A 26,215-nucleotide genomic window follows, 5' to 3' on the forward strand; every position below is an offset into this window, starting at 1 on the left:
GTACCGCTGCTGGTACCGTCGGACACCGGTATTGAAATACCGGACAACGGGCGACGTGAGACGGGGTGCAGGGTGATCGAGCTGAAGACGCCGGGCGAGGTCGACGCGATGGCGCGGACCGGCGACGTGGTCGCGGGGATGCTGTCGACGCTGTCCGTCGAGGCTCGCCCCGGGGTCGACGTGATGGAGCTCGAGCACCATGCCCGCGACCTCCTCGCCGACGCCGGGGCCGAGTCCTGCTACTGGGACTACGCGCCCTCGTTCGGGCGCGGCCCGTTCCGCAACGTGATCTGTCTGTCGGTGAACGACGCCGTGCTGCACGGCCGTCCCCGGCACCACGTGCTCCGAGACGGTGACGTCCTCTCCCTCGACCTGGCCGTGTCGGTGGACGGCTGGGTGGCCGATTCCGCGGTCACCGTCGTCGTCGGGACGGCTCACGACGACGATGACATCGCGCTGATCGACTCGACCCGTCGAGCACTCGACGCCGGGATCGCCGCCGCGGTGCCCGGTAACCGGCTCGGGGACATCTCCGCGGCCATCGCCGCGGTCGCCGAAGCAGAGGGATACCGCGTCAACACCGACTTCGGTGGCCACGGACTCGGTCGGACCATGCACGAGGACCCGCACGTGTCGAACCGCGGTCGTGCCGGAAAGGGCCTGCGCCTGCGCCCGGGGATGACATTGGCGCTCGAGCCCTGGTGGTCGCGGGGTGCCCCGGACCTCGTCGTCGACGAGGACGGCTGGACGCTCCGGATGGCCGACGGGTCGATGGCCGCACACAGCGAGCACACCGTCGCCGTCACCGACGACGGGCCCCGGGTGCTGACCGTCCCCGCAGCCTGACCCCTTCTCAGGCGCCGACCGTGTCCACCTGCGACCGGGTCTCGTCCGCGGGAACCGTTGCCTCCTTGCGCCGTCCGGTCCGGATGCGCCGCTCGACCGTCGTCGCCAGTTGCGACAGACCCGTGTTGATGATGATCATCGCGATCGCGACGACGACGAGCGCGGGCAGGTAGTTGCCGTAGAACGACGCCGATTGGATGCCGGAACGCACCACCTCGATGTAGCCGATCGCGTAGCCCAGCGCACTGTCCTTGAGAGCGATGACCATCTGCGAGATCAGCGCCGGCAGCATCGCCGTCACCGCCTGCGGGAGCAGGATGAGCCGCATCATCTGACCCGGACGCAGGCCGAGCGCCTTCGCCGCCTCGGACTGTCCCGACGGGAGCGAGTTGATGCCCGACCGGATGATCTCCGCGATGACCGACCCGTTGTACAGCGTCAGCCCGGTCACCACCGCGGCGAACGACAGCTGGAGCGACGGGAAGACCGCGTACTCCGCGTACAGGTAGTAGGCGAAGATCATCAGGATCAGCACAGGGATCGCGCGGAAGGTCTCGACGACCGCGCCCGACACCATCCGTACCCATCGGTGTTCGGACAGCCGCCCCACACCGAGGACACCGCCGAGCACCAACGCGAACACGATCGACAGCGCCGCTGCTTTCAACGTGCCCCACAGACCCGGCAGCAGGTACGTGGTCCACGTCGTCGCGGTGACGAACGGCTTCCACTTCTGCGCGGTCAGCTGGTCGTTGCCGGCGAGGGTCACGAGGACGAACACCACGACCGCGACGAGGACCAGTCCGAAGACGACCGCCACGATCGCGTTGCGTCGCCGCGCCTTGGGCCCCGGGGAGTCGTAGAGGACGGTTGCGCCGCTCATCGCCGCACCGCCAGTCGTCGTGCCAGCCAGCCGAACACGTAGCCCTCCGCCAGGGTGATGATCATGAAGCCGACGGCGATGATCGCGAAGATCGCGACGATCTGGTCGGCGTAGTTCTCGATCTGCTCCTTCATGAGCAGCGATGCCTCCGCGACGCCGATCGCCGACGCGATGGTCGTGTTCTTCGTCAACGCGATGAGCACGCTTCCCATCGGTCCGATCACCGACCGCGCCGCCTGGGGCAACACGACGAGCCCGAAGACGCGACCGAAGCTGAGCCCGAGCGACCGGGCCGCCTCGGCCTGCCCGAGCGGCACGGTGTTGAAGCCCGACCGCAGCGTCTCGCACACGAACGTCGAGGTGTAGAGCACGAACCCGAGAACCGCGAGCCAGAAGTTGTTGTTCTCGACGAAGTTCTCGTTCTCGGGTGCGAGTGTCAGCCCGAGGTTCTGGTACAGCCCGATCGAGCAGAAGATGATGATCAGCGTCAGCGGGGTGTTGCGGACGATGGTCACGTATCCCGTCCCGAACGCTCGCATCACCGGCACGGGGGAGACCCGGAACGCGGCGAGGATCGTGCCCCAGATCAGCGACCCGACCGCCGAGAAGAACGTCAGCTTCAACGTCGTCCAGTACGCGGGCCACAACTGTGGGCCCATGTCCGACCACAACTCGTTCATGACAGCCCCGCCGGGCACGGCGTGGACGCCGAGTCGAGGAACGACAGGTCACCGGGCTTCGGGGTGAATGCGAACGGGGAAGCCGGCGCCTCCGCCCGCTGCATCAGCTTGTCGACCTCGGTGTCACCGATTGACGAGCGCAGCGCGCGCTCCCACGGTGACGTGCCGGAGCCGTCCGGGGTCAGCATCTTCGTCAGGGCGGCGTTCACCGCGGCGACCGACTTCGGGTAGTCCTTCGCCATCCCGATCCCGTAGCGCTCGGTCGAGAACGGGGTACCGGCCTTGCGGAGGACCTTCTTGCCCGAGGACGTGACGCAGGCGTTCTTCGGATAGGTCATGTCGACGACGCGGAAATCGCCCTTGTAGATGTCGAAGTCGGCGAAGCCGGCGAGGATCACCTCGTCGGTGGTGAGGGCGTCGACCTTGCCCTGGCGGAGCGCCTCGACACAGCCGGAGTAGGAGTCGTACTCCTGCAACTGGACTCGCGGCAGCTGCGCCTTCACGTTCTGCGCCGGGGTGGATCCCGTGACCGAGCAGAGCTTCTTGCCCTTGTCGAGGTCGGTGAGGGTGCGGATGCCCGTGTCGTCGCGACGTACCAGCAGTCCCTGATAGTTCACGAGGTACGGACCGGCGAACGCGACGCGCTTCGACCGCGCCGCGTTGATCGAGTAGGTGGCGGCGATCATGTCGACCTCGCCGTTCTCGATGAGCGTCTCGCGTTGCGCCGACGGGGTCTCGCGCCAGGTGATCTTCGGCGTTCGCACCCCGAGCTCGCGGGAGATGGAGTCGACGACGTAGCGGGAGACGAGCGTGTCGAACCCGGTGAAGTCCCGGTCGGGTTCGCGCAGGCCCAGGCCCGGCTGGTCGTACTTCGTGCCGAGGATGACCGAGCCGTCACGGATTGACCCGAGGAGATCGCGGGGATTGGTGTTGCCGCAGGCGGTGAGGCCGCCGGCGGCCACCGCGAGCGCGACCAGTGTGAGAGCGGCCGCCCGCAGGCGGGGTCGTCGGGGGGTCTGCCGCATCAGTGGCCCAGGATCTTGCCGAGGAAGTCCTTCGCGCGGTCCGACGACGGCGCGGTGAAGAAGCTCTCGGGGTCGGTGTCCTCGACGACGGCGCCGTCGGCCATGAACACCACACGGTCCGCGGCCTTGCGGGCGAAGCCCATCTCGTGGGTCACCACCACCATCGTCATGCCCTCCTTGGCGAGGGAGACCATGACGTCGAGCACCTCGTTGACCATCTCCGGGTCGAGCGCGGAGGTCGGCTCGTCGAACAACATCACCTTCGGCTCCATCGCCAGCGACCGGGCGATCGCGACACGCTGCTGCTGGCCGCCGGAGAGCTGGGCCGGGTACTTGTCCTTCTGCTCGGCGATGCCGACCCGCTCGAGGAGCTTCTCGGCGTTCGCGCGGGCCTCCGCCTTGTTCTTCCTGCGGACCTTGATCGGGGCCAGGGTCACGTTGTCGAGGATCGTCTTGTGGGCGAACAGGTTGAACGACTGGAACACCATCCCGACGTCGGTGCGCAGGCGCGCGAGTTCCTTGCCCTCCGACGGCAGCACCGTCCCGTCGACACGGATCTCGCCGGAGTCGATCGGCTCGAGCCGGTTGATGGTGCGGCACAGCGTCGACTTGCCCGACCCTGACGGCCCGAGCACCACGACAACCTGACCGCGGGGGATCTCGAGGTCGATGTGATCGAGGACATGCAGGTCGCCGAAGTACTTGTCGACACCCCGCAGGGAGATCATCGGCGGCGCCTGCCCGGTCTCCGGGGTCGCCGGGCCGGTCTGCGAAACGGTCATGGGGAAGCCAACCTCGCTGTTCGACGGTGCTGCTCAGCGGCGGGGTGTGCCGAGAGCAAAGAGGACTTTACTGTTGCGACGGCCGGTGCGCCGAGGTTCGTCGCGTCGCGGCGGCGCCCGTCACACCGGCACGGATGAGGTCCGGCGCCGGCACGGACGTACCCTGGTCTGCGATGAATGCCCCGGTCACCCACCCTGCGAGCCCCGAGTTCGACGTCCCGCGCCGCTACCAGGTGCGGACGTACGGCTGCCAGATGAACGTCCACGATTCCGAGCGGATCAGCGGCGTGTTGGAGGACGCGGGGTACCAGCGGGCGACGTCGGAGGACGACGCGGATCTCGTCGTCTTCAACACGTGCGCCGTGCGGGAGAACGCGGACAACAAGTTGTACGGGAACCTGTCGCACCTGGCCCCGGTCAAGGCGCAGCGCCCGGGTATGCAGATCGCCGTGGGCGGGTGCCTGGCCCAGAAGGACAAGTCCACCGTCGTCGACCGCGCGCCGTGGGTCGACGTCGTGTTCGGCACCCACAACCTGGGGTCGCTGCCGGCCCTGCTCGACCGTGCCCGGCACAACGAGACGGCCCAGGTCGAGATCGAGGAGTCGCTCAGCGCGTTCCCGTCGACGCTGCCCGCCCGCCGCGAGTCCGCCTATGCCGGATGGGTGTCGATCTCGGTGGGCTGCAACAACACCTGCACGTTCTGCATCGTGCCGTCGCTGCGCGGCAGAGAGGTCGACCGCCGGCCCGCCGACGTCCTCGCCGAGGTGGAGGCGCTCGTCGAGCAGGGTGTCCTCGAGGTGACGCTGCTCGGGCAGAACGTCAACGCCTACGGGATGTCGTTCGCCGACCCCGAGACCCCGCGCGATCGGTCGGCGTTCGCCGATCTCCTGCGCACGGTCGGGTCGGTCGAGGGACTCGAGCGACTGCGCTTCACCTCGCCGCACCCGGCCGAGTTCCGGTCCGACGTGATCGCCGCGATGGCCGAGACCCCCGCGGTGTGTCCTGCGTTGCACATGCCGCTGCAGTCCGGGTCCGACCGCGTCCTGCGGGCGATGCGGCGCAGCTACCGCCGCGACCGCTTCCTGCGCATCCTCGACGAGGTGCGCTCGACGATGCCGCACGCTGCGATCACCACCGACATCATCGTGGGGTTCCCCGGGGAGACCGAGGAGGATTTCGCCGCCACACTCGACCTCGTCGAGCGTGCGCGGTTCAGTTCGGCGTTCACGTTCCAGTACTCCAAGCGGCCCGGGACACCGGCCGCCGACCTGCCCGACCAGGTCCCCGCCGACGTCGTCCGCGAGCGCTACCTGCGGCTCACCGCGCTCCAGGACGACATCTGCCTGCAGGAGAACCGGCGGCTCATCGGGACCGAGGTGGAACTGCTGGTGATGGCGGAGAGCGGGCGCAAGGGTGCGATCACCGGCCGCCGTACCGGCCGGGCCCGGGACGGGCGTCTGGTCCACTTCCTGGCGCCGGACGTGGCGGGGTCGGACGGGACCGTGCGTGCCGGCGATCTCGTCGAGACCGTCGTCACCGAGGCGGCGCCCCACCATCTCGTCGCCGACGGAGCGCTGCGCGCACATCGTCGGACCCGTGCGGGCGACGCCTGGGAGGCGGGACGCACACCGTCGACACCGCCGATCGGTGTCGGCCTGGGGATGCCGGGCGTCGGCGCCCCTGCGAGGACGGCGACCGCGAGCCCCGCGGCGTCGTCGTGTTCGGAAGGATGTTCGGCATGAGCGACAGTCAGCACGGCACCGGCTCGGGTGCGCACGCAGGACTCGAACAGCTCGAGGGCGACCTCCGCAAGGCCGAGCGCCGCATCGCGGGCGAGATCGAACCCGGTGCCCGCGCCGTCGTCGTGGCGGCCGCGGTCCTGGTGGCCATCGTGGCGATGGTGCTGCCGCACACGGGCGCCGCGAACGGCATCGATGTGCTGACCTTCTCCAGTGCGGCGCGGGACGAACGCGTGACCATCACGTCGCGGGTCTTCGTCTACCTGCTCGTCGTCTTCGGGATCGGCTTCTCGATGCTGGCGCTCGTGACACGTCGGTGGACGGTCGCCTTCGTGGCGTTGTGCGGGAGCGCCGTCGGGTGCGTCGCCGGGATGCTCGCCTGGTGGTCACGCAACACCCCCGGCGTGAGCGGGGTGACACCACCGCACGGCGTGGGCCCGGGCCTGGTCCTGGGGTGGTTCGCGCTGATCGTGATCGTCTTCCACTGGTCCCGGGTCGTGTGGGCCCGCACCTCCTACCACCTGGCGCTGGAGGCGGAGCGCCGCGAGGAGGCCCGCGTGGCCGAGGAGCGCGCGCGGTCGCTGCAGAGGTCGGCCGGGGCGCGTCCGGACACCACCGAGCCCGAGGACGAGTCGACCGGCGGTCCGGAGAGCACGGCGGGCACCGCCTGACCGCCTCGCCGCCGCAGGCTGTGTGGGTGAGGGGTCAGCGACCGCCGACGGCGTTGTCCGCAGCGGTCGCCCACTCGCGCCACTGTTGCGCCTGAGCACGGAGATCCGCCGCGTCCTTGTCCTTGCCGCGCGCAGCGGCCTTCTCGGCCTGTTCCTCGAGTTGCGCGACGCGGGAACGGAACTGCTCGGCGCGGGCCGCCACCTCGGGATCGGTCCGCTGCCAGTGGGTCTCCTCGGCGTCGCGGACCCGCTTCTCGATGGCCCGGATACCGCGCTCCAGTGACTGCATGCGCTCGCGCGGGACCTTGCCGATCGCGTCCCACCGCTCCCGGACGTCCCGGAACGCACGTCGTGCCGCGTCGAGGTCGGACGTGGGGTCGACGGACTTCTCCGCCTCGTCGAGCAGGGCCTGCTTGGCGTCGGCGTTGGCCGCGAACTCCTCGTCGCGTTCGGACTGGGCGGCGTTGCGCGCCGCGAAGAACACGTCCTGCGCCGCCTTGAACCGTTCCCAGAGTGCGTCGTCGGAGTCGCGCGGGGCGCGGCCGGCGGCCTTCCAGTCGGCGAGGAGTTCCCGGAACCGTCCGGCGGTCGGACCCCAGTCGGTCGACGTCGACAGCGCCTCGGCCTCGACGATGATCTCCTCCTTGCGCGCCCGGGCGCCGGCACGCTCGCGGTCGAGTTCGGCGAAGTGCGCACCGCGGCGACGGTTGAAGGCGTCCCGCGCCTTGGCGTACCGCCGCCACAGCACGTCGTCGGTCTTGCGGTCGACACCTTTGATGGTCTTCCACTCGTCGAGGATCGCGCGCAGGCGGTCACCGGCGTGCTTCCACTGCGTGCTCTCCGCGCCGATCGTCTCCGCCTCGCCGCAGAGCTCCTCCTTGCGCGTGATCGCCGCCGTGCGGGCGGCGTCGCGGGCCCGTGTGCGCTCCTCGGCGATGCCGTCCGCTCCCTCGATCACCGCGGTCAGTCGGGCCCGCAGCGCGGAGACGTCGCCGATCACCGCGGCGTCGGCGAGGCTGTCGCGCATGGCGATCGCCGACGCCTTCGTCTTGCGTGGATCACCGGTGCCGACCGCGAGGCGCTCCTCGAGCAGTTCCACCTCGGTGGCGAGGTCGTCGAAGCGGCGACCGTAGTGTGCGAGTCCCTCCGCCGGGGTGCCGGCCTGCCAGGACCCGATGATCCGTGGGGTGCCCTCCTCGATCAGCCAGACCGTGCCGTCGTCGTCGACGCGGCCGAACAGCGACGGGTCCGAGGCGGGACGGGCATGGGGGACCTCGATGTGCGGGGTGGCGGTCGGCCGCGGACCGGGCGCCGGTCGTGGGCCGGGGCGGGGACCGGGACGGGGGCCCGGCTTCGGCGGGGCCGACGGGGTCGGTGCGACCGTCTCCGGTGCGACAGGAGGAGTGGCCACGGCGGTGTCCGCGGCGACGCCGGCGGACATCTCCGCGGGTGGGGACGCTGTCGCGTCCTCGACGGTGCCGATGTCCTGTGGGGCCGCCCGGCCCGCGTCCTCGCTCATCGCGTGATCCCTCGTCCTGCCGCGCGTCACGGCTGCCGTCGTCGTGCCGCGCGCCGCGCGGCGAGCCCGCGCTCGGCGCGCGGTGGAGACCATTCAAGCAGGTGCCGTCCGTTTTGGTGCGCACTCGTACGACAGGCGCCGACGCTCGACGACCTCCCGGCACGACGGATCGGTAGCGTGTGCAGGCGTGCTCGCCGCCGTCGCGATCGTGCCCGGGTCGCCGTCGCTCGTCCCCGCCCTCACCGGTCCTGCAGCCGACCTCGACGCGCCCCGTGTCGCCGTCCGGCGCCTGGGGGAGCGTCTCGCCAGGGTCGCGCCGACCCGGTGGATCGCGCTGTGCACGGCCGACGTGCACGATCCCGAGCCCGTCGGTGACACAGGCATCCGCCACGGTGACCTCCCCACCAACGGCACCTATCTCGGGTTCGGGGTGGACGTGCGGGTCCGGCTGGTACCCGGGACGCCGCCCGCCGCCGTCGCCGACCGTCTCCCGACGACCGTGCTCACCGCGGCCTGGCTGCGAGGCGAGACCGCGCCCGACGTGACCGTCGACCCGGTCGTCGTCGTCCCGTCCCTCGACGGCGCCGGCGTCGCGGTCGCCACCGGCCTGGTCACCGATCTCCTCGCCGACGAAGCGACACCGACCGGACTGCTCGTCGTCGCCGACGGCTCGACCGGTCTGACCGTGAAGGCACCGGGGGGGCTGATCGAGGGTGCCGAGGCGATACAGGAGACGGTCGACACCGCCGTCGCCCGCGGCGACCTCGACGCGATCACCGCCCTTGACGTCCAGGGCTGCGCCCACGCGCGGGTCGACGGTCGCGCGGTCCTGCAGATCGCCGCCGCGGTGTGGCGCGCCGCGGGCCACGGCCCGCCGGTCGCCGAATCCCTCTGGCACGGCGCGCCCTTCGGGGTCGGGGCACACGTCGCCTGGTGGGGGATCGCGTCGGCCGCCCGATGACCGTGCGGCCGATCGCGATCGTCGGGCCCACGGGGACGGGCAAATCCGACCTCGCGCTCGACGTCGCGCGGCGGTGGGACGGCGAGATCGTCAACATCGACGCGATGCAGCAGTACCGCGGCATGGACGTGGGTACCGCCAAGGTGCCCGTCGAACAGCGACGCGACATCCCGCACCACCAACTCGACGTCCTCGACGTCACCGAGATCGCTACTGTCGCGCGGTATCAGCGGGCCGCGGGCGCCGACGTCGAGGACATCCTCGCCCGCGGGCGCCGACCGGTGATCGTCGGCGGCTCGATGATGTACGTGCAGTCGCTGCTCGACGACTGGTCGTTCCCCGCCACCGACGATGCGGTCCGCACGCGTCTCGAGGGGGAACTCGCCGACCGGGGTGTCGCCGCGATGCACGCCCGGCTCACCGAGGTCGACCCCGACGCCGCGGCGTCGATCCTGGCCACCGACGGGCGACGCATCGTCCGCGCCCTGGAGGTCGTCGAGCTCACCGGCCGACCGTTCGCCGCCTCCGCCCCGCGGATCGGGGACCCGCGATGGTCCACCGACATCGTCGGGCTCGACCGCGACACCACCGCGCTCGACGACCGACTGCGGTCCCGGACGGCGGCGATGTTCGACGGGGGTCTGCTCGAGGAGGTGGCCGGTCTCGTCGACCGCGGACTGCGCGAGGGGAGGACAGCCGCGCGGGCGATCGGCTACGCCCAGGCGCTGGCGGTCCTCGACGGGACGATGTCGCTCGACGACGCGGTCGAGGCGACGTTCGTGGGGACCCGCCGCTACGTGCGGCGTCAACGGTCGTGGTTCCGCCGCGACCCGCGGGTGCACTGGCTCGACGCGGGTGCCTCCGGGCTGGTCGACGCCGTGGCGACCGTGATCGACCACGGCTGACGTCGCCCGCGTGACTACCCTGAGGGGATGGCCGACGTCGACACCGCGCTCCCGTTCGTCAAGGGACACGGCACCGAGAACGACTTCGTGCTGCTCCCGGACCACCACGCACGCCTCGACCTGACCCCCGACCTCGTCGCCGCGCTGTGTGACCGCCGGGCCGGACTGGGCGGCGACGGACTGCTGCGGGTGGCGCGGACCGACGCCCTCGTCGTCGCAGGCGTGCTCGACGAGATCCCCGCCGGGGTGGCCACGTCCGACTGGTTCATGGACTACCGCAACGCCGACGGGTCGATCGCGGAGATGTGCGGCAACGGCGTCCGCGTGTTCGCACACCACCTCGTCGTGGCCGGGCTGGTCGACACCACCGAGTTCGTCGTCGGCAGCCGTGCCGGCGGACGCCGGGTGCATGTCCGCGACGCCGACGCCGCCGCCGCCGACGTGACCGTCGAGATGGGCCCGGTCCGGATCGGGCAGCGCAGCGCGACGACCCTGGGCCGACAGCTCGAGGGCGTCGCGGTGGACGTCGGCAACCCCCATCTGGCGTGCGTCGTCGACGGCCTCACCGTCGCCGACCTCGACGCCCTCGACTTCAGCGGCGGAGCCACGGTCGACAGCACCGTCTTCCCGCACGGCGTGAACATCGAGGTGATCACCCCCGCCCGCGACGGAGCCGTCCACATGCGCGTGCTCGAGCGCGGCGTCGGCGAGACCCGGAGCTGCGGGACCGGCACCGTCGCCGCGGCCGCGGCCGCACTCGTGGCGCAGACCGGGAAGCCGCAAGGCACCCTGGACGTTCACATACCGGGAGGCACCGTGACCGTGACGATCACCCACGACGGCGCCACCCTGCGCGGGCCGTCCCGCCTCGTCGCGATCGGGACCGTGTGCCTGCGGGAGACGGTCGCGAGCCCGGTGGAAAACCGAGTGCACGTGACACCGTCGGTGTGAGTCACTGATGGCGGCACCCGATCACGACCCGACCAGCGAACCCGACCGCCGGCGGGGGACATCCCCGACGCGCCCATCTACCGAGGAGACCACCTTCTTCACCGAGAACCCCTCCGGCGTCGCCTATGCCGACATCGACGACACCCCGGACCACGCCAACGACCCCACCGACCGCTCGGACGGTGCACGACGCACACCGACCACCGGCGAACTCCAGCTCGACGAACGGTCGTCGCTACAGCGTGTGCCCGGTCTGTCCACCGAGCTCACCGACATCACCGAGGTCGAGTACCGACAGCTGCGCCTCGAGCGCGTCGTTCTGGTCGGTGTGTGGACCGAGGGTTCGCAGGCAGCCGTCCACGGACGGATGGCCGAGCTCGCCGCACTCGCCGAGACCGCGGGGTCGGAGATCCTCGACGGCGTCGTCCAACGCCGCGACCGCCCCGACCCGGCCACCTACATCGGCTCCGGCAAGGCGCACGAACTGCGCGAGGTCGTCCTCGCGACCGGCGCCGACACCGTCATCTGCGACGGTGAACTCACCCCGGCACAGCTGACCGCGCTGGAGAAGATCGTCAAGGTCAAGGTCATCGACCGCACAGCCCTCATCCTCGACATCTTCGCCCAGCACGCCACCTCCCGAGAGGGCAAGGCGCAGGTCGCGCTGGCGCAGATGGAGTACATGCTCCCGCGTCTGCGCGGCTGGGGTGAGTCCATGTCCCGCCAGGCCGGTGGTCGCGCCGGCAGCAACGGCGGCGTGGGCCTGCGTGGTCCCGGTGAGACCAAGATCGAGACCGACCGCCGTCGCATCCGTGAGCGGATGGCCAAGCTGCGCCGCGAGATCCGGGGGATGAAGACCGCCCGCACGGTCAGTCGCACCCGACGGAAGTCGTCGGTGGTGCCGACGATCACCATCGCCGGGTACACCAACGCCGGCAAGTCGAGCCTCATCAACGCCATGACCGGTTCCGGCGTGCTGGTGCAGGACGCGTTGTTCGCGACCCTGGACCCGACGACGCGCCGCGCCACCCTCGACGACGGGCGTGAGGTGACGTTCACCGACACCGTCGGGTTCGTGCGTCACCTCCCGACCCAGCTGATCGAGGCGTTCCGCTCGACCCTGGAGGAGGTCGTCGACGCCGACGTCGTCCTGCACGTCGTCGACGCGTCGGACCCGATGCCGATGGATCAGATCTCGACCGTCCGCCGGGTGATCGCCGACGTCGTCGCCGAGGAGGACGCGGTCTCGCCGCCGGAGATCCTGGTGATCAACAAGATCGACCGGGCCGATCCGCTGGTGCTCGCCGCCCTCCGCGGTGAGTTCCCCGACGCCGTGTTCGTCTCGGCCACGACCGGGACCGGGCTCGAGGAGCTCTTCACACGGGTGCGCGAGGTCGCGAGTCGTGACGACGTCGACATGACGGTCCTCGTGCCCTACTCGCGGGGAGACCTGGTGTCGCGCATCCATGCTCACGGGGACGTGCTCGACACCGAGCACGCCGAGAACGGCACACGCCTGCACGTCCGCGTCCCGCCCGCGTTGGCCGGTGAACTGGACGACCTGAGGATCTGAGCCGACCCCACGCACGACGCGGCCCCCGGTGCTCGATGGTGAGCACCGGGGGCCGCGTCGTCGTGTCGGTCAGTCCGCGTCGAGATCCTTCGCGACGAGGCCGGCGATCGAGTCGAGTGTCGGCTGGTCGTCGGCGGTGACGACGACCGGCGTCCCCTTCTCGGCGCCGAGCGTCATGATCATGAGCGCCGAGCCGGCGTCGATCGGCTCCCCGCCCTCGACGGCGAGCGTCACGGCGGAACCGGCGGCCGCGACGGCTTCGGCGATGATCGTCGCGGGCCGGGCGTGCAGACCGACGGCGGAGCCGACGGAGACGGTGGTGCTGGGCATGGGTGTGGTCCCTTCTTCGGTGACGGGTGTGGTCAGGCTGCCACGGGTGCGGCGGCCGGGGTGGCGCTGACGCTGTTCTTGGCGGTGCGGACGCGCATCTCCTTGAGTGCGACGACGATCGCCGCCGCCACCGCGGTGCCCACGGCGAGTGCGACGAGGAACCCGAGGACGTTGCTCATCGCGAAGAACACGAAGATGCCGCCGTGCGGGGCGCGCAGGCCCACGTCGAACGCCATCGTGAGCGCGCCGGTGACGGCGCCGCCCGCCATCATCGAGGGGATGACGCGCAGCGGGTCGGCCGCCGCGAACGGGATGGCACCCTCGGAGATGAACGACGCACCGAGAAGCCATGCGGCCTTGCCGTTCTCCCGCTCGGGCTCGGTGAAGAGCCGCGGGCGCACCAGGGTCGCGAGAGCCATGGCGAGCGGCGGCACCATGCCCGCGGCCATCACGGTCGCCATGATCCGCAGATCCGGCGCGGCGCCGACGGCGAGGCCCTGGACTGCGAACGCGTAGGCCGCCTTGTTGACCGGTCCGCCGAGGTCGAAGCACATCATCAGGCCGAGGATGATCCCGAGGATGATGACCGAGCTGCCCGACATGTTCGACAGCGCGTCCTGCAGCTCCCGGGTGACCCAGGCGAGCGGACGACCGAGCACCATGAACATCAGCGCACCGGTGATCAGGGTGGCGAGCAGCGGGATGATGACGACCGGCATGAGACCACGAGCCCACTGCGGCAGCGGGATCCGACCGATGTACAGCGCGACGAAGCCGGCGATCAGACCACCGACGAGGCCGCCGATGAAGCCGGCGCCCACCGTCGAGGCGATGTACCCGGCGGTGAACCCCGGTGCCAGGCCGGGACGGTCGGCGATCGCGAAGGCGATGTAGCCGGCGAGGGCGGGCACCAGGAAGAAGAACGCCAGCGACCCGATCTCGAAGAACACGCCTCCGAGATACTGGGCGAACCCACCCGAGGGCAGGTTGGTGAGGCTGTTGCTCAGCGCGATCGTCGCGCCGAGGGGATCGGTGGCGCCGTTCGGCTTGAGCGCCATCTCGTACCCGCCGAGCAGGAAGCCCAGCGCGATCAGAAGACCGCCCGCGGCGACGAACGGGATCATGTAGCTGACACCGGTCAGGAGGATCTGGCGCAGGCGGACGCCCCAGCTCAGCTCGCTGGTCGATGCGGCGGCGGCTCCGCCGGCGGCCGGCGTGCCGGAGACCCGTGCGGCCGAGGGGTTCCCGGCCGCGGCGACCGCATCGGCGATCATCGCGTCCGGCTCGTTGATGGCGCGCTTGGTGCCCGACTCGATCACGGGCTTGCCCGCGAACCGCTCGCGGCCCTTGACGCCCACGTCGGTGGCGAAGATGACCGCGTCCGCAGCGGCGATCACCGAGGCATCCATCGGGGTCGACTTGGACGAACCCTGGGTCTCGACGACGAAGTCGACACCGGCGCGCTCGGCGGCGTAGGTGAGGGAGTCCGCCGCCATGTAGGTGTGGGCGATCCCGGTGGGGCACGCGGTGATCGCGACGATCGACGTGCGCTTGCCGGAGGTCGTGTCGGCGACCGGCTCGGTGGTGGCCGGGGCGGTGGCGGCCGGGGCCGTGCTCGCCGTGGCGCCGGTGGAGCCGGTCGCGGGTGCGGGGGAGACGACGTCGCCGACGAGGTCGACGATCGTCGCGGCGTCGGGCGCAGAGCGGAGCGCCGCGACGAAGTCGGGACGGACGAGGGCCCGCGCCAGCGCGCTGAGCAGCTTCATGTGCTCGGATCCGCCGGACGCCGGTGCGGCGATGAGGAACACGATGTCGGCCGGGCCGTCGGACGCGCCGAAGTCGACCTTCGGTGCCAGGCGGGCGAACGCCAGGCTCGCCCGGGTGACGCCCTCGGTGCGGCAGTGGGGGATGGCGATACCACCGGGCAACCCGGTGGGCGACTGAGCCTCACGGGCGAGAGCGGCGTCGACGAGGCCGTCGGCGGCACTCGCACGCCCCGTGGCGACCAGGAGGTCGGCGAGGTGCCGGATGACCGCGGCGGTGTCGGACCCGGCGTTCACGTCGAGCGCGACGGTGGCCGTCTCGATGATCGTCGACGCCTGTGGGTCGGAGCCCGGGGTGGCCGGGCCGGGATGGGTGGTGGACATTCGTGCCTCTTCTGCTCAGGTGGATCGGTGGTGACGAGAACTGTTGCGGGACTTCGTCGGTCGTCGGTGGTCGGCGGCCGTGGTCGTCAGACGAATGGTGTGGACACCTCGCTCACCCGCACCGCGTGCAGCGCGAGGTCATCGGGGGAGGGTGGCTGGGTTCCCGGGAGGGCGGCGGCGGCCGAGCCGTGGGCGACCGCGGAGCGGAGCGCATCCGCGGGCCCGTGGCCCGACAGGTCGGAGAGGAGGTAGCCGGCGAGGGTCGCGTCCCCGGCGCCGACCGTGCTCACGGGGGTGATGGGCGGCGGTGCGGCCTGCCAGGCGCCGTCGGCGGTGACCAGCAGCGCGCCCGCCGCGCCGAGCGTGGCGAGGACGGCGCACCCGGCCGTCCCCACGACCGAGCGGGCGGCGTCGAGCGTCGGGGTGAAATCCCCACCGGCCGCCGCGGAGTCGAGCTCGTCGACGTCGGCACCGGTGATCTCGCACAGTTCCTCGGTGTTCGGCTTGATCAGGTCGACCGACCCGTCGGCCAGGGCCCCGATCAATGCGGCCAACGGGGCTCCCGAGGTGTCGACCGCGACCCGGCAGCCCGAGCCGGCGAGCGCGGCGGCGATGCGACCGTAGAGGTCGCTGGGCGCGCCGGGCGGCAGGGACCCGCACAGCGCCACCCAGGCCGCGGACTCGGCGACGTCGAGGACGAGGGAGAACAGCGCGTCGACCTGCTGTGCACCCAGCGTCGCGCCGGGCAGGTTGAGCTTCGTGGTGGTGCCGTCGGGTTCGGTGACGGTGATGTTCGTCCGGACCTCGTCGGCGACCTCGACGGTGCGGTGCGCCAGGCCCACCGCGTCCAGGCCGAGCAGCAGGGGGTCGCCTGTCGGCGCGGGCAGGATCGCGATGGTGGGGACGCCGGCGACCTGGGCCACGCGGGAGACGTTGATGCCCTTGCCTCCCGGCTCGCTGCGACTGCCGAGTGCCCGGGCGACCGAACCGCGCTCGAGGGGACCGGGCAGCACGACGGTGCGGTCGAGACTGGGGTTGGCGGTGACGGTGACGATCATGCGATCACGACCTCGACGCCGAGCGCGGACAGGCGGGCGGAGAAGACGGGATCGATGCCCTCGTCGGTGATGAGGACGTCGACGGCGGTGATGTCGGCGAAGCTGCGGAGGTCCTCGCGTCCGATCTTGGTGGAGTCGGCGAGGACGACGACCCGCTGTGCCGCCGCGACCATCGCCGACTTCACCGCGGCCTCCTCGATGTCGGGGGTCGATAGGCCGTGGTGTTCGGTGAGGCCGTTGGTGCCGATCATCGCGACGTCGACACGCAGGTCGCCGAGTGCCGCGAGCGGTGCCGGACCGACCGCGGCCTGGGTGATCCCGCGGATCCGTCCGCCGAGGAAGTGCAGGTCGGCGCCGGGATGGTCGGCGACCGTCGAGGCGACGGACAGGGAGTTGGTGAAGACGGTGAGGCCGCGGTCGCGGGGCAGGCGTGCGGCGGCCTGGATGGTGGTGGTGCCGGCGTCGATGACGAGGCTGCCGCCGTCGGAGGGGATGAACCGGCACGCCGCGGCGCCGATGCGTCCCTTCTCGTCGGGACGTGCGTCCGCACGCTCGGCCACGTTCAGCTCCGACGGGCGGATCGCGTCGACGGTCACCGCGCCGCCGTGGACGCGGCGCAGCGCGCCGATCCGCTCCAGCGCGGCGAGGTCGCGGCGCACCGTCTCGCTGGTGACCGCGAACTCGCGGGCGAGCGCGGTCACCGACGCCCGTCCGTGGTTCGCCACCTGGTCGGCGATGGCCTGCTGTCGCTCCTCGGCGTACACCGTGGCTCCTGTCGTCGTCGGCGGCTCGGAAACCTTGAATCAGGTCATCGATGTGGATTTCTGTGGCAGCCGGTGTTGGTTCATGTCTGTTTACGCTTGACTGTGTTGACAAGTCAAGCATTTCTTGTAATTTGAGTCACAACAGCCGGTCGAACCGGCCGCCGACACCGCCCACACACCCGGCACCGGAGTCACACACGGACCGCCGCCCCACCAGAGGTGAACCCATGACCGCTCACACCACCGCCGCGCCTGCCCCCGCATCGGGGACGGTCCTCGTCGGGACACCCGTCGTCGCCGGGGTGGCCTACGCCCCGGTGATGTGGCCGGGTGCTCGGCCGGCGCTGCCCGGCCCCGGGACCCCTCCGGCGGACACCGAGGCGGAGTGCGAGCGCTTCACCGCGGCGGCCTCCGCGGTCGCCGACCGACTCCGTTCGCGCGCCTCGGCGGCCACCGGTGTCGCGTCCGAGGTGTTGTCCGCGACGGCTGCCCTGGCGGAGGACCGCGGCTGGACCGGGGCGGTCCAGAAGGAGATCCGCGCCGGCGCGCCCGCACCCAACGCGGCCGTCGCCGCCACCGACCAGTTCGTGACCCTGTTCACCAAACTGGGTGGTCTGATGGCCGAGCGCGTCACGGACCTGAAGGACGTGCGTGACCGCGTGCTCGCCGAGCTCGCCGGCGAGCCCGAGCCGGGTATCGCGACTCCCGACCACGCCGTGGTCCTGTGCGCAGACGACCTCGCACCCGCCGACACCTCCGGCCTCGACCCCGCCGTCGTCACCGCGCTGGTCACGCGCCTCGGTGGCCCCACGAGCCACACCGCGATCATCGCCCGCCAGCTCGGCATCCCGTGTGTGGTCGCCGTGTCGGGACTCGACGAGATCCCCGCCGGCGCCGCGGTGCTCGTGGACGGTGCGATCGGTGCCATCACGGTCGACCCCGACGAGCGGGTCGCGACCACCGCGGTCCGGGACGCGCGTGCGGTGGCCGCCGAGATCGCGCAGTGGTCGGGACCCGGCCGCACCGCCGACGGCCACGACGTCGCCATCCTGGCCAACGTGCAGGACGGGGCGTCCGCCCGCGCGGCGACCGACCACCCGGTGACCGGTGTCGGCCTGTTCCGTACCGAACTCGCCTTCCTCGACCGCGCCTCCGAACCGACCGTGGACGAGCAGACCGCGCTCTACCGCGACGTCATCGAGGCCTTCGCCGGGACAGCGGATCCCGCCAAGATCGTGATCCGCACGCTCGACGCCGGGTCGGACAAGCCCCTCGCCTTCGTCGAGTCCGGTACCGAGGCGAACCCGGCTCTCGGGGTCCGCGGACTGCGGGTCGCCCACGCCCATCCCGCCCTGCTCGACCACCAGCTCGACGCGATCGCCGCCGCGGCGGAGCAGACAGGGACGACCCCGTGGGTGATGGCCCCCATGGTGGCCACGGCGGCGGAGGCCCGAGAGTTCGCTGCGCAGGTCCGTGACCGCGGACTCGTCGCCGGGGTGATGATCGAGGTCCCGTCGGCGGCGTTGCTGGCGCCCGCGATCCTGGCCGAGGTCGACTTCGCGTCCATCGGTACCAACGACCTGACGCAGTACACGATGGCCGCGGACCGGATGTCGGCCGACCTGGCCACGCTCACCGACCCGTGGCAGCCCGCCGTGCTGACGCTCATCGACCGCGTCGCCGCCGCAGGCGTCGCCGCCGGGAAGCCTGTCGGCGTGTGCGGTGAGGCCGCCGCCGACCCGGTGCTGGCGTGTGTGTTGGTGGGCATGGGGGTCACGTCCCTGTCGAGCGCACCCGCCGCCGCCGCGGCCGTCGGTGCGGCCCTGGGGCGCGTGACCCGCGATGCCTGCCGCGCGGCCGCCGACGCGGTCCTCGCCACCGCCGACCCCGCCGACGCCCGAGCCGCGGCCACCGCCGCCCTGCAGGGCTGAGTCCGCGGGTCCCCCGAGCCGGACCCCGCAGACGACACGAGGCGCCCTCCACCGGAGGGCGCCTCGTCACGTCGGAGGGGTGGGATCAGATGCGACGCATCACCGTGACGACCTTGCCCAGGATGGCGGCGTCGTCGCCCGGGATCGGGTCGAAGGCGGCGTTGTGCGGCATCAACCACACGTGGCCGTCGGTGCGTTTGAACGTCTTGACCGTCGCCTCGCCGTCGATCATCGCCGCGACGATGTCGCCGTTGTCGGCCACGTTCTGCTGACGGACGACCACCCAGTCCCCGTCGCAGATGGCGGCGTCGATCATCGACTCACCCACGACGCGCAGCAGGAACAGGGCGCCGTCGCCGACGAGTTCGCGGGGGAGCGGGAAGACGTCCTCGACGGCCTCCTCGGCCAGGATCGGGCCGCCTGCGGCGATGCGACCCAGGACGGGGACGAACGTCGGTGTGGGCAACGGGGTCGCGCCGCTGTCGCCGCCGTCACCGGGGTCGTTCTCCTGGACGTTGACCGCACGGGGCCGGTTGTGGTCTCGCTTGAGGAACCCCTTGCGCTCCAGTGTGCGCAGCTGGTGCGCGACCGACGAGGTGGAGGTCAGGCCGACGGCGTCGCCGATCTCCCGGATGCTCGGGGGATACCCGCGCTCCCGGACCGACGAACGGATGACGCGCAACACCTCGAGCTGGCGCTCGGTGAGATCGCTCTCGGCGGGGGCAGTCGTCCTGGTCCCGCCGGGGGTGATGGTCGTGTCGGACACGGCGTCCTCTCCTTCGCGATGCGGTGCTCGTGGGGCGGGTGCCCGGGACGCGAGGCGTGCATCTGTCCTGGTCGTGCCCCGACCGTAGTCCACGAGGTCACGACTTTCAAACATTTGTTCGACGGTGTGTCGACCGTGTCGGAGGCTCGTGGTAGAACTCGAACACACGTTCTTTCGAACGCCTGATCGAGAAGGAGATCGCGATGAGCCAGTCCCTCATGGCCCCCGGTGTCACCCGTGTCGACGCGGACCGTGTCGCGTCCCGCGCAGGCCGTCGTCATCCGCTCGACCCGTCGCCGCGTCGCAGCGCACGGGTCGCGTCACCCGCGCCGGCCCGTCCGCGTACCCGCCCGGCGGCGACAGCACCCCGACGGCCCACCTCGGCTACGCCCCGTCCCGTCGGCTCCGCCTGCCGCGAGGGATCGGGACGTACCGGCTCCCTCCGTCCCGCACACGTGGGATGGGGTGCAGCAGTCCTCGCCGGCCTCGCGCTCGCGGTGGCGCTGTGGGCGGTCGTCGTCGGCGGGTCGATGGTGGCCGACGACCACGCGCCTGCCGTCGTGGGCAGCAGCGTCGTCCACGTCCGCGGCGGGGAGTCGCTGAGCGCGCTGGCCGCCCGGGCCGTGCCGGACGCACCGGTCGCGCAGGTGGTCGCGGACCTGCGCGAGATGAATCATCTCGAGGGTTCGGCGCTCACCCCGGGCCAGCCGTTGCTCGCCCCGCAGTACGCACGCTGACGTAGGCGGCGGTGACGGAGGTGGTCATGTCGTATCCGCTGCTCGCGAGCGCGTCCCACCTCGTGCCCGTCGTGGTCGCACCGGCCCCGACCGCCACGACCGCACCACCGGTCCCGGTATTCTCGACAGGTAGGGATCATCTCGATCCACCCGGCTCATCCCGGGCGCATGCGCCCCACGCCGGACCTCCGACCACCGAGGACGTCGCGATGCACTGCCCGTTCTGTCGCCACGAGGACACGCGTGTCGTGGACTCCCGTGTCGCCGACGAGGGACAGGCGATCCGGCGACGCCGGTCGTGCTCCGAGTGTGGGCGTCGGTTCACCACCGTCGAGAGTGCGGTGCTCGCGGTGGTCAAGCGCAACGGGGTGACCGAGCCGTTCTCGCGGGAGAAGGTCATGCGCGGGGTACGGCGCGCCTGCCAGGGCCGGGCGGTCGACGAAGACCGTCTGGCGTTGCTCGCCCAGCAGGTGGAGGACGCGGTCCGCGCATCCGGCTCGGCCGAGATCCCCAGCAACGAGGTGGGATTGGCGATCCTCACCCCGCTCCGTGAACTCGACGAGGTCGCCTACCTGCGCTTCGCGTCGGTGTACCGGTCGTTCGAGTCCGTCGAGGACTTCCAGCGCGAGATCGACGACCTGCGCGCCGCCGGTCACGTCGGCGCCGCGTCAGCCGGCCAGGGCGTCGATCGCCCGTAGCACCCGCTTCTCCGACACGGGGAACGCCGTACCCACCCGCTCCGCGAAGAGACCCACGCGCAACTCCTCGACGAGCCAGTGCGCCTGCTCGTTCACCGCGTCACGGCGTGCGGGCGCGCACCGCGCGGCGACCTGTGCCCAGTGCTCGACCACACGGTCCACCGCGTCCATCCCCCGGGCGTCGGTCGACGCCGCTGCCGGGAGTCGTTCGAGTCGCACCACGATCGCGTCGAGGTAGGCGGGCAGGCGTGGTCGCTGCGCCGCAGGCGTGTCGGCGACGAACCCTGGATGGACGAGGTCCGCCAGCTGGTCGCGGACGTCCCCGGTCGCTCGGCTGTCGCCGAGACGGGTCAGTTCCGCGTGGATCGCCGGGAGGCGGGTCATCGCGTCGGCGACCACCGCGAGGATCTCGCGCGCGCGCTGGCCGGCGACGCCCGCGACCCGAGCACGCAGCGCCGCGAAGGTCTCCGGATCGCGGATGTCGCCGACGGCGCCGGCAGATTCGACGATCGCGGCGAGCGTGCAGTCGGCCAGCAGCGCCTCCACCGAGGCGTACGGGCTTTGCGACAGCGCGAGCCTCTGCGCCATCGGGAGTGCCGCCGCGGCCGAGGGTTTGAGCGGCGGGATCGAGAGCTGCAGCAGACGGAGCACCGCGCGATGTGTCGACGCGCGGGCGGCCGCAGCGGTGGTCTCGAGGACGACGCTGACGCCGCCGTCGACCACGCGGAGTGCGGGGTGACTCGTCACCGTCTGTCCGGCAACCACCTCGGTCACCTCCGCGTCGAGGGTCCCGATGGTCGCCGCCGTCCACGTCGTCACCACCGGGGCGGCAGGTCGCGCGGAGCGGGTGGGCGCGCGCCGTGCCGAGGTGGCGGCCGGTCGGTCGAGGGCGGCGGTGAGCGCGGCCAGCGACTCGGCCTCCGCGACCACCTCGCCGGTGTCGTCGACCGCGGCGAACCGCACCGCGAGATGCGCCGGCAGGGCCGACGGATCGAAGTCGTCGGCGACGACGGACACCCCGGTGAGTCGGGTGATCTCGCGGGCCAGGCCGCTCACGACGGGCTCGGACCGGGGTGTCAGCGCCGCCATGGCCTGTGGGCCGACGTCCGCGGCAGGCCCGAGGCGTCGTCGTGTCGATTTGGGCAGCGTGCGGACCAGGGCGACGGCGAGGTCGTCGCGCAGACCCGGGACGAGCCAGTCGAACCCGGCCGGCCGGATCCGAGGCAGCAATGCGGTCGGGATGAGGACGGTGATCCCGTCGTGTGTGCTGCCGGGGGAGAACCGGTACTGCAGTTGCAGTCGCGCCTCGCCCTGCTGCCACACGTCGGGGAATTGGCCGGCCGAGACGGTGGTGGTGTCGGCGACGTCCTCGGGGGTGAGGTCCAGCAGATCGGGCTGTGTGCGCCGAGCCTTCTTCCACCATGCGTCGAAGTGCGCGCCCGACACGACGTCGGCGGGGATGCGGGCGTCGTAGAAGTCGTAGAGCTGGTCGTCGGAGATGACGAGGTCGCCGCGACGGGCGCGGTCCTCGAGTTCGCGTGCCTCCTCGAGGAGCGCGCGGTTGCGGGCGAAGAACGTGTGCTGCGTACGCCATTCGCCCTCGACCAGGGCCCGCCGGAGGAACAGGTCGCGGGAGGCCTCGGGGTCGATACGGCCGTAGGGGACCGCGCGACGCGCCACCAGGGGGACGCCGTAGAGCGTGACCCGCTCCCACGCCATCGCCGATCCCCGCTTGATCGACCAGTGCGGCTCGCTGTACTGCCGTTTCGCGAGGTCGCCCGCCAGACGCTCCGCCCACTCGGGCTCGATGCCGGCGACGGTGCGGGCGAACAGCCGTGAGGTCTCGACGATCTCGGCCGCCATCACGAACCGCGGTGGCTTCTTCGCCAGGCCCGACCCGGGGAACACGACGAACTTGGTCCCGCGGGCCCCCAGGAATTCGCGGGTGTCGCCCTCACGGACACCGATCTGACCGAGGAGGCCGGCGAGCACCGACTGGTGCACCGCGGCCGCGGACGGTTCAGGGCTGTCGTCGGTCGGGTGTGTGACCGTCCATCCCTTGTCGACGACGATCCGCTCCAACTGGCCGACGAGGTCACGCCACTCGCGGATCCGCAGCCAGTGCAAGAACTCGCGGGCACACTGCCGACGGAACTGGTTGCCGGACAGAGTCCGTCGCTGCTCTTCGAGGTGGCGCCACAGGGCCAGGATCGAGAGGAAGTCCGAGCCGGCGACGGCGAAGCGGGCGTGCATCTCGTCGGCGGCTTGCCGGTGTTCGCCGGGCCGCTCCCGGACGTCGGGCAGGGAGAGTGCCGCCACGATGACGAGGACCTCGTAAAGCACGCCCTGCTCCTGCGCGGCGACCACCATCCGCGCCCACCGGGGCTCGATCGGCAGGCTCGCGATGTCGCGCCCGACGGAGGTGAGTTCGCGGTCGTCACCCCGGCCGCGCAACGCGCCGAGTTCCTCGAGGAGCGCGACGCCGTCACGGATCGCCCGCGGGTCGGGTGGGTCGACGAAGGGGAAGCGCGCGACGTCACCCAGGTCGAGCGCCGCCATGGTGAGGATGACCGAGGCGAGGTTGGTGCGCAGGATCTCGGGGTCGGTGAACGCCGGCCGGGTCTCGAAGTCCTCCTCGGAGTACAGGCGGATGGCGATGCCGTCGGCGACGCGCCCGCAGCGGCCGGACCGTTGGCGGGCCGACGCCTGCGAGATCGGCTCGACGGGCAGTCGCTGCACCTTGGTCCGTGTGGAGTACCGGGAGATGCGGGCGGTGCCGGCGTCCACGACGTACCGGATGCCGGGGACGGTGAGCGAGGTCTCGGCGACGTTCGTGGACAACACGATCCGCCGGCCCGAGCTGCGGGAGAACACCCGATTCTGCTCTGCCGTCGACAGCCGCGAGTAGAGCGGGAGGATCTCCTCGTCGGGGTGCGATCGGCGGAGGCTGTCGGCGGTGTCGCGGATGTCCCGTTCGGTGGCGAGGAACACGAGGATGTCGCCGGGTCCCTCGCGGCGCAGCTCGGAGACCGCCGCGGTGATGCCCTGGATCTGGTCGAGGTCGACGTGGTCGCCCTCCGGGTCCTCGGACTCGACGGCGAGCGGCCGGTACCGGACCTCCACCGGATAGGTGCGTCCCGAGACCGAGATCACCGGCACCGGTGCGTCCTCGGTGGCGAAGTGGTCGGCGAAGCGTCCGGGGTCGATGGTCGCCGAGGTGATGATGACCTTCAGGTCGGGTCGACGGGGGAGCAGCTGCTTGAGGTAGCCGAGGATGAAGTCGATGTTGAGGCTCCGCTCGTGCGCCTCGTCGACGATGATCGTGTCGTAGGCCCGCAGCAGCCGATCCCGGGTCAGCTCCGCGAGCAGGATGCCGTCGGTCATCACCTTGACGAGCGTGTCGGCGGTCGAGCGGTCGTCGAAGCGGACCGAGAATCCCACCGCGGCACCGAGATCGGTGTGTGTCTCCTCGGCGATGCGGGCCGCCACCGACCGTGCGGCGATCCGACGAGGCTGGGTGTGCCCGATGGTGCCGCGGATGCCGCGTCCGAGTTCGAGGCAGATCTTGGGCAGCTGTGTCGTCTTGCCGGACCCGGTCTCGCCGGCGATCACCACGACCTGGTGGGCGGCGATGGCCTCGCGTATCTCGTCTCGGGCCGCCGACACGGGGAGCTCGGCGGGGTAGTCGAGACGGGGGACGAGCGCACGCCGACGGTCCAGCCGCTGCGTCGCGCGGGCGACGGTGCTCTCGAAGGCCGTGCGGTCCTCGTCGGACCGGACGCGGCGGGCCCGCTGGTGCAGCCGGTGGGCGTCGGCGATCGTCACGTCGTCCTCGGGGACTGCGATCGTCGCGACAGGTGGGCCGGACGGTGCGTCGGGCGACCGGCGCCGGGATCCGCCCCGGTGTCGTCGCGGACGGCGCGCCGGGCGCGGGGACTCGTCGGACATGGTGTCCCCAGGATATTCGCCGGATGTCGCCGCACCCACCGCGGCGGGCATGATGGGCGCCATGACGTCGACGCTGTGGCACGGGTTCGCCGACATGGGTGCGGTGAGCGAGAGCGGTCCGTTCGCGATCGCGAGTGGATCGGGCACTCGCATCACCGACACCCATGGGGCCGAGTACATCGACGCCACCGCGGGGCTGTGGTTCACCAACGTCGGGCACGGGCGGGCGCCCATCGCCGACGCCGTCGCGCAGCAACTGCGGACCGTCGCGCACGTCTCCGGGTTCGGCGACGTGATGCCCGCGGTGACCGTCGAACTGGCCGATCGACTCGGTGCGCTCGCCCCGGTTCCCGGCAGCAAGGTGTTCTTCACCTCGGGCGGGAGCGATTCCGTCGACTCGGCCGCGAAGCTCGCCCGGCGGTACTGGCACGAGATGGGGCGGCCGGAGAAGAAGATCGTCGTCGGTCGCACCAAGGCGTATCACGGGATGCACGTCGCGGGGACGGCGCTGTCGGGCCTGCCGCCGAACCGCGACGGCTACGGGACCCTCATGGCCGACGCCGCGACCGTCGACTTCGACGACGCCAAGAGCCTGCTCGGTCTGATCGAGCGGGTCGGGGCCGACTCGATCGCGGCGTTCTTCTGTGAGCCGGTGATCGGTGCCGGCGGCGTGTACCCGCCGCCCGAGGGCTATCTGCGCGAGGTCCGCGACATCTGCCGCGAGCACGACGTTCTGTTCGTCGCCGACGAGGTCGTCACCGGGTTCGGCCGGATCGGCGGCGCGTGGTTCGCGTCGGCACGCTTCGACCTGCAGCCCGACATGATGACGACCGCGAAGGGACTGACGTCGGGGTATGTGCCGATGGGGGCGCTGTTCGTTGCCCCGCACATCGCGGAGCCGTTCTTCGCCGGCGGCGTGTGGTGGCGCCACGGCTACACCTACGGCGGACACGCCGGCGCTGCGGCCGCGGCCATGGCCAACCTCGACATCGTGGAGGCCGAGGGCCTGCTCGACGAGGCGTTGCGGCTCCAGGACGACCTGCACACCGCCCTCGCCCCGCTCGCGGACCTGCCCGCGGTGTCGGAGGTCCGCAGCGGGGTGGGAGCGGTCGCGGGCGTCCAGCTCGCGGACCCGGCCGTCGGACCGCATGCCGTGGCGGCGCTGCGTCGTCACGGGGTGTCCACGCGGGTCGCCGGTGCCGGGGCCCTGCAGGTCTCACCGGCGCTGGTCATGACGACCGACGAGGTCGGCGAGATGGCCTCGCGATTCCACGCCGCGCTCGACGGACTCTGACCCGGAC

Annotated in this window: 22 protein-coding genes; 11 read left to right on the forward strand and 11 right to left on the reverse strand. The window is 71.6% G+C overall.

All coding sequences use genetic code 11. The features are described 5' to 3' along the window. Window positions 1-72 precede the first annotated feature (72 nt). Window positions 73-846 carry a type I methionyl aminopeptidase gene (map, locus tag Q1A98_RS13495; protein WP_299574349.1) on the forward strand — a complete coding sequence of 258 codons (774 nt, stop codon included), beginning with the start codon at window positions 73-75 and terminating at the stop codon, window positions 844-846. Window positions 847-853: 7 nt separating this feature from the next. Here map and Q1A98_RS13500 read toward each other — a convergent pair whose 3' ends face one another. From Q1A98_RS13500 to gluA, 4 genes are read right to left on the reverse strand one after another with little or no spacing between them, the layout of a single operon-like run. Further along, a complete protein-coding gene (locus Q1A98_RS13500) occupies window positions 854-1,729 on the reverse strand; it encodes an amino acid ABC transporter permease (protein ID WP_299574351.1) in 876 nt (291 codons plus the stop codon). After that, a complete protein-coding gene (locus tag Q1A98_RS13505; RefSeq protein ID WP_299574352.1) occupies window positions 1,726-2,409 on the reverse strand; it encodes an amino acid ABC transporter permease in 684 nt (227 codons plus the stop codon). The genes Q1A98_RS13500 and Q1A98_RS13505 overlap by 4 nt, the downstream gene beginning before the upstream one ends. Further along, window positions 2,406-3,434 carry a glutamate ABC transporter substrate-binding protein gene (locus Q1A98_RS13510; protein WP_299574354.1) on the reverse strand — a complete coding sequence of 343 codons (1,029 nt, stop codon included), beginning with the start codon at window positions 3,432-3,434 and terminating at the stop codon, window positions 2,406-2,408. The genes Q1A98_RS13505 and Q1A98_RS13510 overlap by 4 nt, the downstream gene beginning before the upstream one ends. Continuing rightward, window positions 3,434-4,162 carry a glutamate ABC transporter ATP-binding protein GluA gene (gene gluA, locus Q1A98_RS13515; RefSeq protein WP_299574683.1) on the reverse strand — a complete coding sequence of 243 codons (729 nt, stop codon included), beginning with the start codon at window positions 4,160-4,162 and terminating at the stop codon, window positions 3,434-3,436. The genes Q1A98_RS13510 and gluA overlap by 1 nt, the downstream gene beginning before the upstream one ends. Window positions 4,163-4,389: 227 nt before the next feature. Here gluA and miaB point away from each other — a divergent pair, with 227 nt between their 5' ends. Both miaB and Q1A98_RS13525 read left to right on the forward strand, forming a co-directional pair. Continuing rightward, complete coding sequence (gene miaB / locus Q1A98_RS13520; protein ID WP_299574356.1) at window positions 4,390-5,958, forward strand: tRNA (N6-isopentenyl adenosine(37)-C2)-methylthiotransferase MiaB; 1,569 nt, start codon at window positions 4,390-4,392, stop codon at window positions 5,956-5,958. Continuing rightward, the gene (locus tag Q1A98_RS13525) at window positions 5,955-6,626 is read left to right on the forward strand and encodes a hypothetical protein (RefSeq protein WP_299574359.1); all 672 of its coding nucleotides are present in this window, start codon (window positions 5,955-5,957) and stop codon (window positions 6,624-6,626) included. Before miaB ends, Q1A98_RS13525 begins: the two co-directional genes overlap by 4 nt. Before the next feature lie 34 nt (window positions 6,627-6,660). On the opposite strand, the gene Q1A98_RS13530 is transcribed toward Q1A98_RS13525, so the two are convergent. Then, entirely contained in the window at window positions 6,661-8,145 is a 1,485-nt protein-coding gene (locus tag Q1A98_RS13530) for a DUF349 domain-containing protein (protein ID WP_299574361.1), read from the reverse strand. 187 nt (window positions 8,146-8,332) lie between these two features. On the opposite strand from Q1A98_RS13530, the gene Q1A98_RS13535 reads away from it, so the two are divergent. The 4 genes from Q1A98_RS13535 to hflX are packed head-to-tail and all read left to right on the forward strand — an operon-like array spanning window position 8,333 to window position 12,535. After that, the gene (locus Q1A98_RS13535) at window positions 8,333-9,106 is read left to right on the forward strand and encodes a hypothetical protein (protein ID WP_299574362.1); all 774 of its coding nucleotides are present in this window, start codon (window positions 8,333-8,335) and stop codon (window positions 9,104-9,106) included. After that, on the forward strand, window positions 9,103-10,011 hold the full coding sequence (gene miaA, locus Q1A98_RS13540; protein WP_299574363.1) for a tRNA (adenosine(37)-N6)-dimethylallyltransferase MiaA: 909 nt from the start codon (window positions 9,103-9,105) through the stop codon (window positions 10,009-10,011). The genes Q1A98_RS13535 and miaA overlap by 4 nt, the downstream gene beginning before the upstream one ends. Window positions 10,012-10,038: 27 nt before the next feature. Next, the gene (gene dapF / locus Q1A98_RS13545; RefSeq protein ID WP_299574364.1) at window positions 10,039-10,962 is read left to right on the forward strand and encodes a diaminopimelate epimerase; all 924 of its coding nucleotides are present in this window, start codon (window positions 10,039-10,041) and stop codon (window positions 10,960-10,962) included. 7 nt (window positions 10,963-10,969) lie between these two features. Beyond that, window positions 10,970-12,535, forward strand: a complete 1,566-nt coding sequence (gene hflX, locus Q1A98_RS13550) for a GTPase HflX (RefSeq protein ID WP_299574366.1) — start codon at window positions 10,970-10,972, stop codon at window positions 12,533-12,535. Between the two features lie 69 nt (window positions 12,536-12,604). Here hflX and Q1A98_RS13555 read toward each other — a convergent pair whose 3' ends face one another. The 4 genes from Q1A98_RS13555 to Q1A98_RS13570 all read right to left on the reverse strand — a co-directional run bounded on the left by Q1A98_RS13555 (window position 12,605) and on the right by Q1A98_RS13570 (window position 16,834). After that, the gene (locus Q1A98_RS13555) at window positions 12,605-12,865 is read right to left on the reverse strand and encodes an HPr family phosphocarrier protein (RefSeq protein WP_299574367.1); all 261 of its coding nucleotides are present in this window, start codon (window positions 12,863-12,865) and stop codon (window positions 12,605-12,607) included. A 32-nt stretch (window positions 12,866-12,897) separates the two neighbouring features. Beyond that, window positions 12,898-15,012 (reverse strand): fructose-specific PTS transporter subunit EIIC, encoded by a 2,115-nt coding sequence (locus Q1A98_RS13560; RefSeq protein WP_299574370.1) that lies wholly within the window; start codon window positions 15,010-15,012, stop codon window positions 12,898-12,900. A gap of 86 nt (window positions 15,013-15,098) precedes the next feature. Continuing rightward, complete coding sequence (locus Q1A98_RS13565) at window positions 15,099-16,070, reverse strand: 1-phosphofructokinase family hexose kinase (protein WP_299574372.1); 972 nt, start codon at window positions 16,068-16,070, stop codon at window positions 15,099-15,101. Continuing rightward, the gene (locus Q1A98_RS13570; protein ID WP_299574374.1) at window positions 16,067-16,834 is read right to left on the reverse strand and encodes a DeoR/GlpR family DNA-binding transcription regulator; all 768 of its coding nucleotides are present in this window, start codon (window positions 16,832-16,834) and stop codon (window positions 16,067-16,069) included. Before Q1A98_RS13570 ends, Q1A98_RS13565 begins: the two co-directional genes overlap by 4 nt. 227 nt (window positions 16,835-17,061) lie before the next feature. Here Q1A98_RS13570 and Q1A98_RS13575 point away from each other — a divergent pair, with 227 nt between their 5' ends. Further along, a complete protein-coding gene (locus Q1A98_RS13575) occupies window positions 17,062-18,765 on the forward strand; it encodes a putative PEP-binding protein (protein ID WP_299574376.1) in 1,704 nt (567 codons plus the stop codon). A gap of 85 nt (window positions 18,766-18,850) precedes the next feature. Here the strand turns inward: Q1A98_RS13575 and lexA are convergent, their stop codons facing one another. Continuing rightward, window positions 18,851-19,531 (reverse strand): transcriptional repressor LexA, encoded by a 681-nt coding sequence (lexA, locus tag Q1A98_RS13580; RefSeq protein ID WP_299574378.1) that lies wholly within the window; start codon window positions 19,529-19,531, stop codon window positions 18,851-18,853. Between the two features lie 203 nt (window positions 19,532-19,734). Here lexA and Q1A98_RS13585 point away from each other — a divergent pair, with 203 nt between their 5' ends. Together Q1A98_RS13585 and nrdR are read left to right on the forward strand one after the other, a co-directional pair. Further along, window positions 19,735-20,268, forward strand: a complete 534-nt coding sequence (locus Q1A98_RS13585) for a hypothetical protein (RefSeq protein ID WP_299574381.1) — start codon at window positions 19,735-19,737, stop codon at window positions 20,266-20,268. Window positions 20,269-20,477: 209 nt separating this feature from the next. Further along, window positions 20,478-20,966: a transcriptional regulator NrdR gene (gene nrdR / locus Q1A98_RS13590; RefSeq protein WP_299574383.1), complete on the forward strand. Its 489-nt coding sequence runs from the start codon at window positions 20,478-20,480 to the stop codon at window positions 20,964-20,966. Here the strand turns inward: nrdR and hrpA are convergent. Then, window positions 20,937-24,914 (reverse strand): ATP-dependent RNA helicase HrpA, encoded by a 3,978-nt coding sequence (gene hrpA / locus Q1A98_RS13595; protein WP_299574386.1) that lies wholly within the window; start codon window positions 24,912-24,914, stop codon window positions 20,937-20,939. The two genes, nrdR and hrpA, sit on opposite strands and share 30 nt — an antisense overlap. 61 nt (window positions 24,915-24,975) lie before the next feature. Between hrpA and Q1A98_RS13600 the strand changes: the two genes are divergently transcribed. Next, window positions 24,976-26,208 (forward strand): aminotransferase class III-fold pyridoxal phosphate-dependent enzyme, encoded by a 1,233-nt coding sequence (locus Q1A98_RS13600; RefSeq protein WP_299574685.1) that lies wholly within the window; start codon window positions 24,976-24,978, stop codon window positions 26,206-26,208. The last annotated feature ends 7 nt before the right edge of the window (window positions 26,209-26,215 follow it).

Origin of the sequence: uncultured Williamsia sp. (assembly GCF_947494875.1) — a bacterium.
Taxonomy (GTDB): Bacteria; Actinomycetota; Actinomycetes; order Mycobacteriales; family Mycobacteriaceae; genus Williamsia_A.

Bases quoted from the DNA above. Each gene is read 5' to 3' on its own strand.
- Q1A98_RS13500 (WP_299574351.1), bottom strand. From the start codon at position 1,729: ATGAGCGGCGCAACCGTCCTCTACGACTCCCCGGGGCCCAAGGCGCGG.
- Q1A98_RS13505 (WP_299574352.1), bottom strand. From the start codon at position 2,409: ATGAACGAGTTGTGGTCGGACATGGGCCCACAGTTGTGGCCCGCGTAC.
- Q1A98_RS13510 (WP_299574354.1), bottom strand. From the start codon at position 3,434: ATGCGGCAGACCCCCCGACGACCCCGCCTGCGGGCGGCCGCTCTCACA.
- gluA (WP_299574683.1), bottom strand. From the start codon at position 4,162: ATGATCTCCCTGCGGGGTGTCGACAAGTACTTCGGCGACCTGCATGTC.
- miaB (WP_299574356.1), top strand. From the start codon at position 4,390: ATGAATGCCCCGGTCACCCACCCTGCGAGCCCCGAGTTCGACGTCCCG.
- Q1A98_RS13525 (WP_299574359.1), top strand. From the start codon at position 5,955: ATGAGCGACAGTCAGCACGGCACCGGCTCGGGTGCGCACGCAGGACTC.
- Q1A98_RS13530 (WP_299574361.1), bottom strand. From the start codon at position 8,145: ATGAGCGAGGACGCGGGCCGGGCGGCCCCACAGGACATCGGCACCGTC.
- miaA (WP_299574363.1), top strand. From the start codon at position 9,103: ATGACCGTGCGGCCGATCGCGATCGTCGGGCCCACGGGGACGGGCAAA.
- dapF (WP_299574364.1), top strand. From the start codon at position 10,039: ATGGCCGACGTCGACACCGCGCTCCCGTTCGTCAAGGGACACGGCACC.
- hflX (WP_299574366.1), top strand. From the start codon at position 10,970: ATGGCGGCACCCGATCACGACCCGACCAGCGAACCCGACCGCCGGCGG.
- Q1A98_RS13555 (WP_299574367.1), bottom strand. From the start codon at position 12,865: ATGCCCAGCACCACCGTCTCCGTCGGCTCCGCCGTCGGTCTGCACGCC.
- Q1A98_RS13560 (WP_299574370.1), bottom strand. From the start codon at position 15,012: ATGTCCACCACCCATCCCGGCCCGGCCACCCCGGGCTCCGACCCACAG.
- Q1A98_RS13565 (WP_299574372.1), bottom strand. From the start codon at position 16,070: ATGATCGTCACCGTCACCGCCAACCCCAGTCTCGACCGCACCGTCGTG.
- Q1A98_RS13575 (WP_299574376.1), top strand. From the start codon at position 17,062: ATGACCGCTCACACCACCGCCGCGCCTGCCCCCGCATCGGGGACGGTC.
- Q1A98_RS13585 (WP_299574381.1), top strand. From the start codon at position 19,735: ATGAGCCAGTCCCTCATGGCCCCCGGTGTCACCCGTGTCGACGCGGAC.
- nrdR (WP_299574383.1), top strand. From the start codon at position 20,478: ATGCACTGCCCGTTCTGTCGCCACGAGGACACGCGTGTCGTGGACTCC.
- hrpA (WP_299574386.1), bottom strand. From the start codon at position 24,914: ATGTCCGACGAGTCCCCGCGCCCGGCGCGCCGTCCGCGACGACACCGG.
- Q1A98_RS13600 (WP_299574685.1), top strand. From the start codon at position 24,976: ATGACGTCGACGCTGTGGCACGGGTTCGCCGACATGGGTGCGGTGAGC.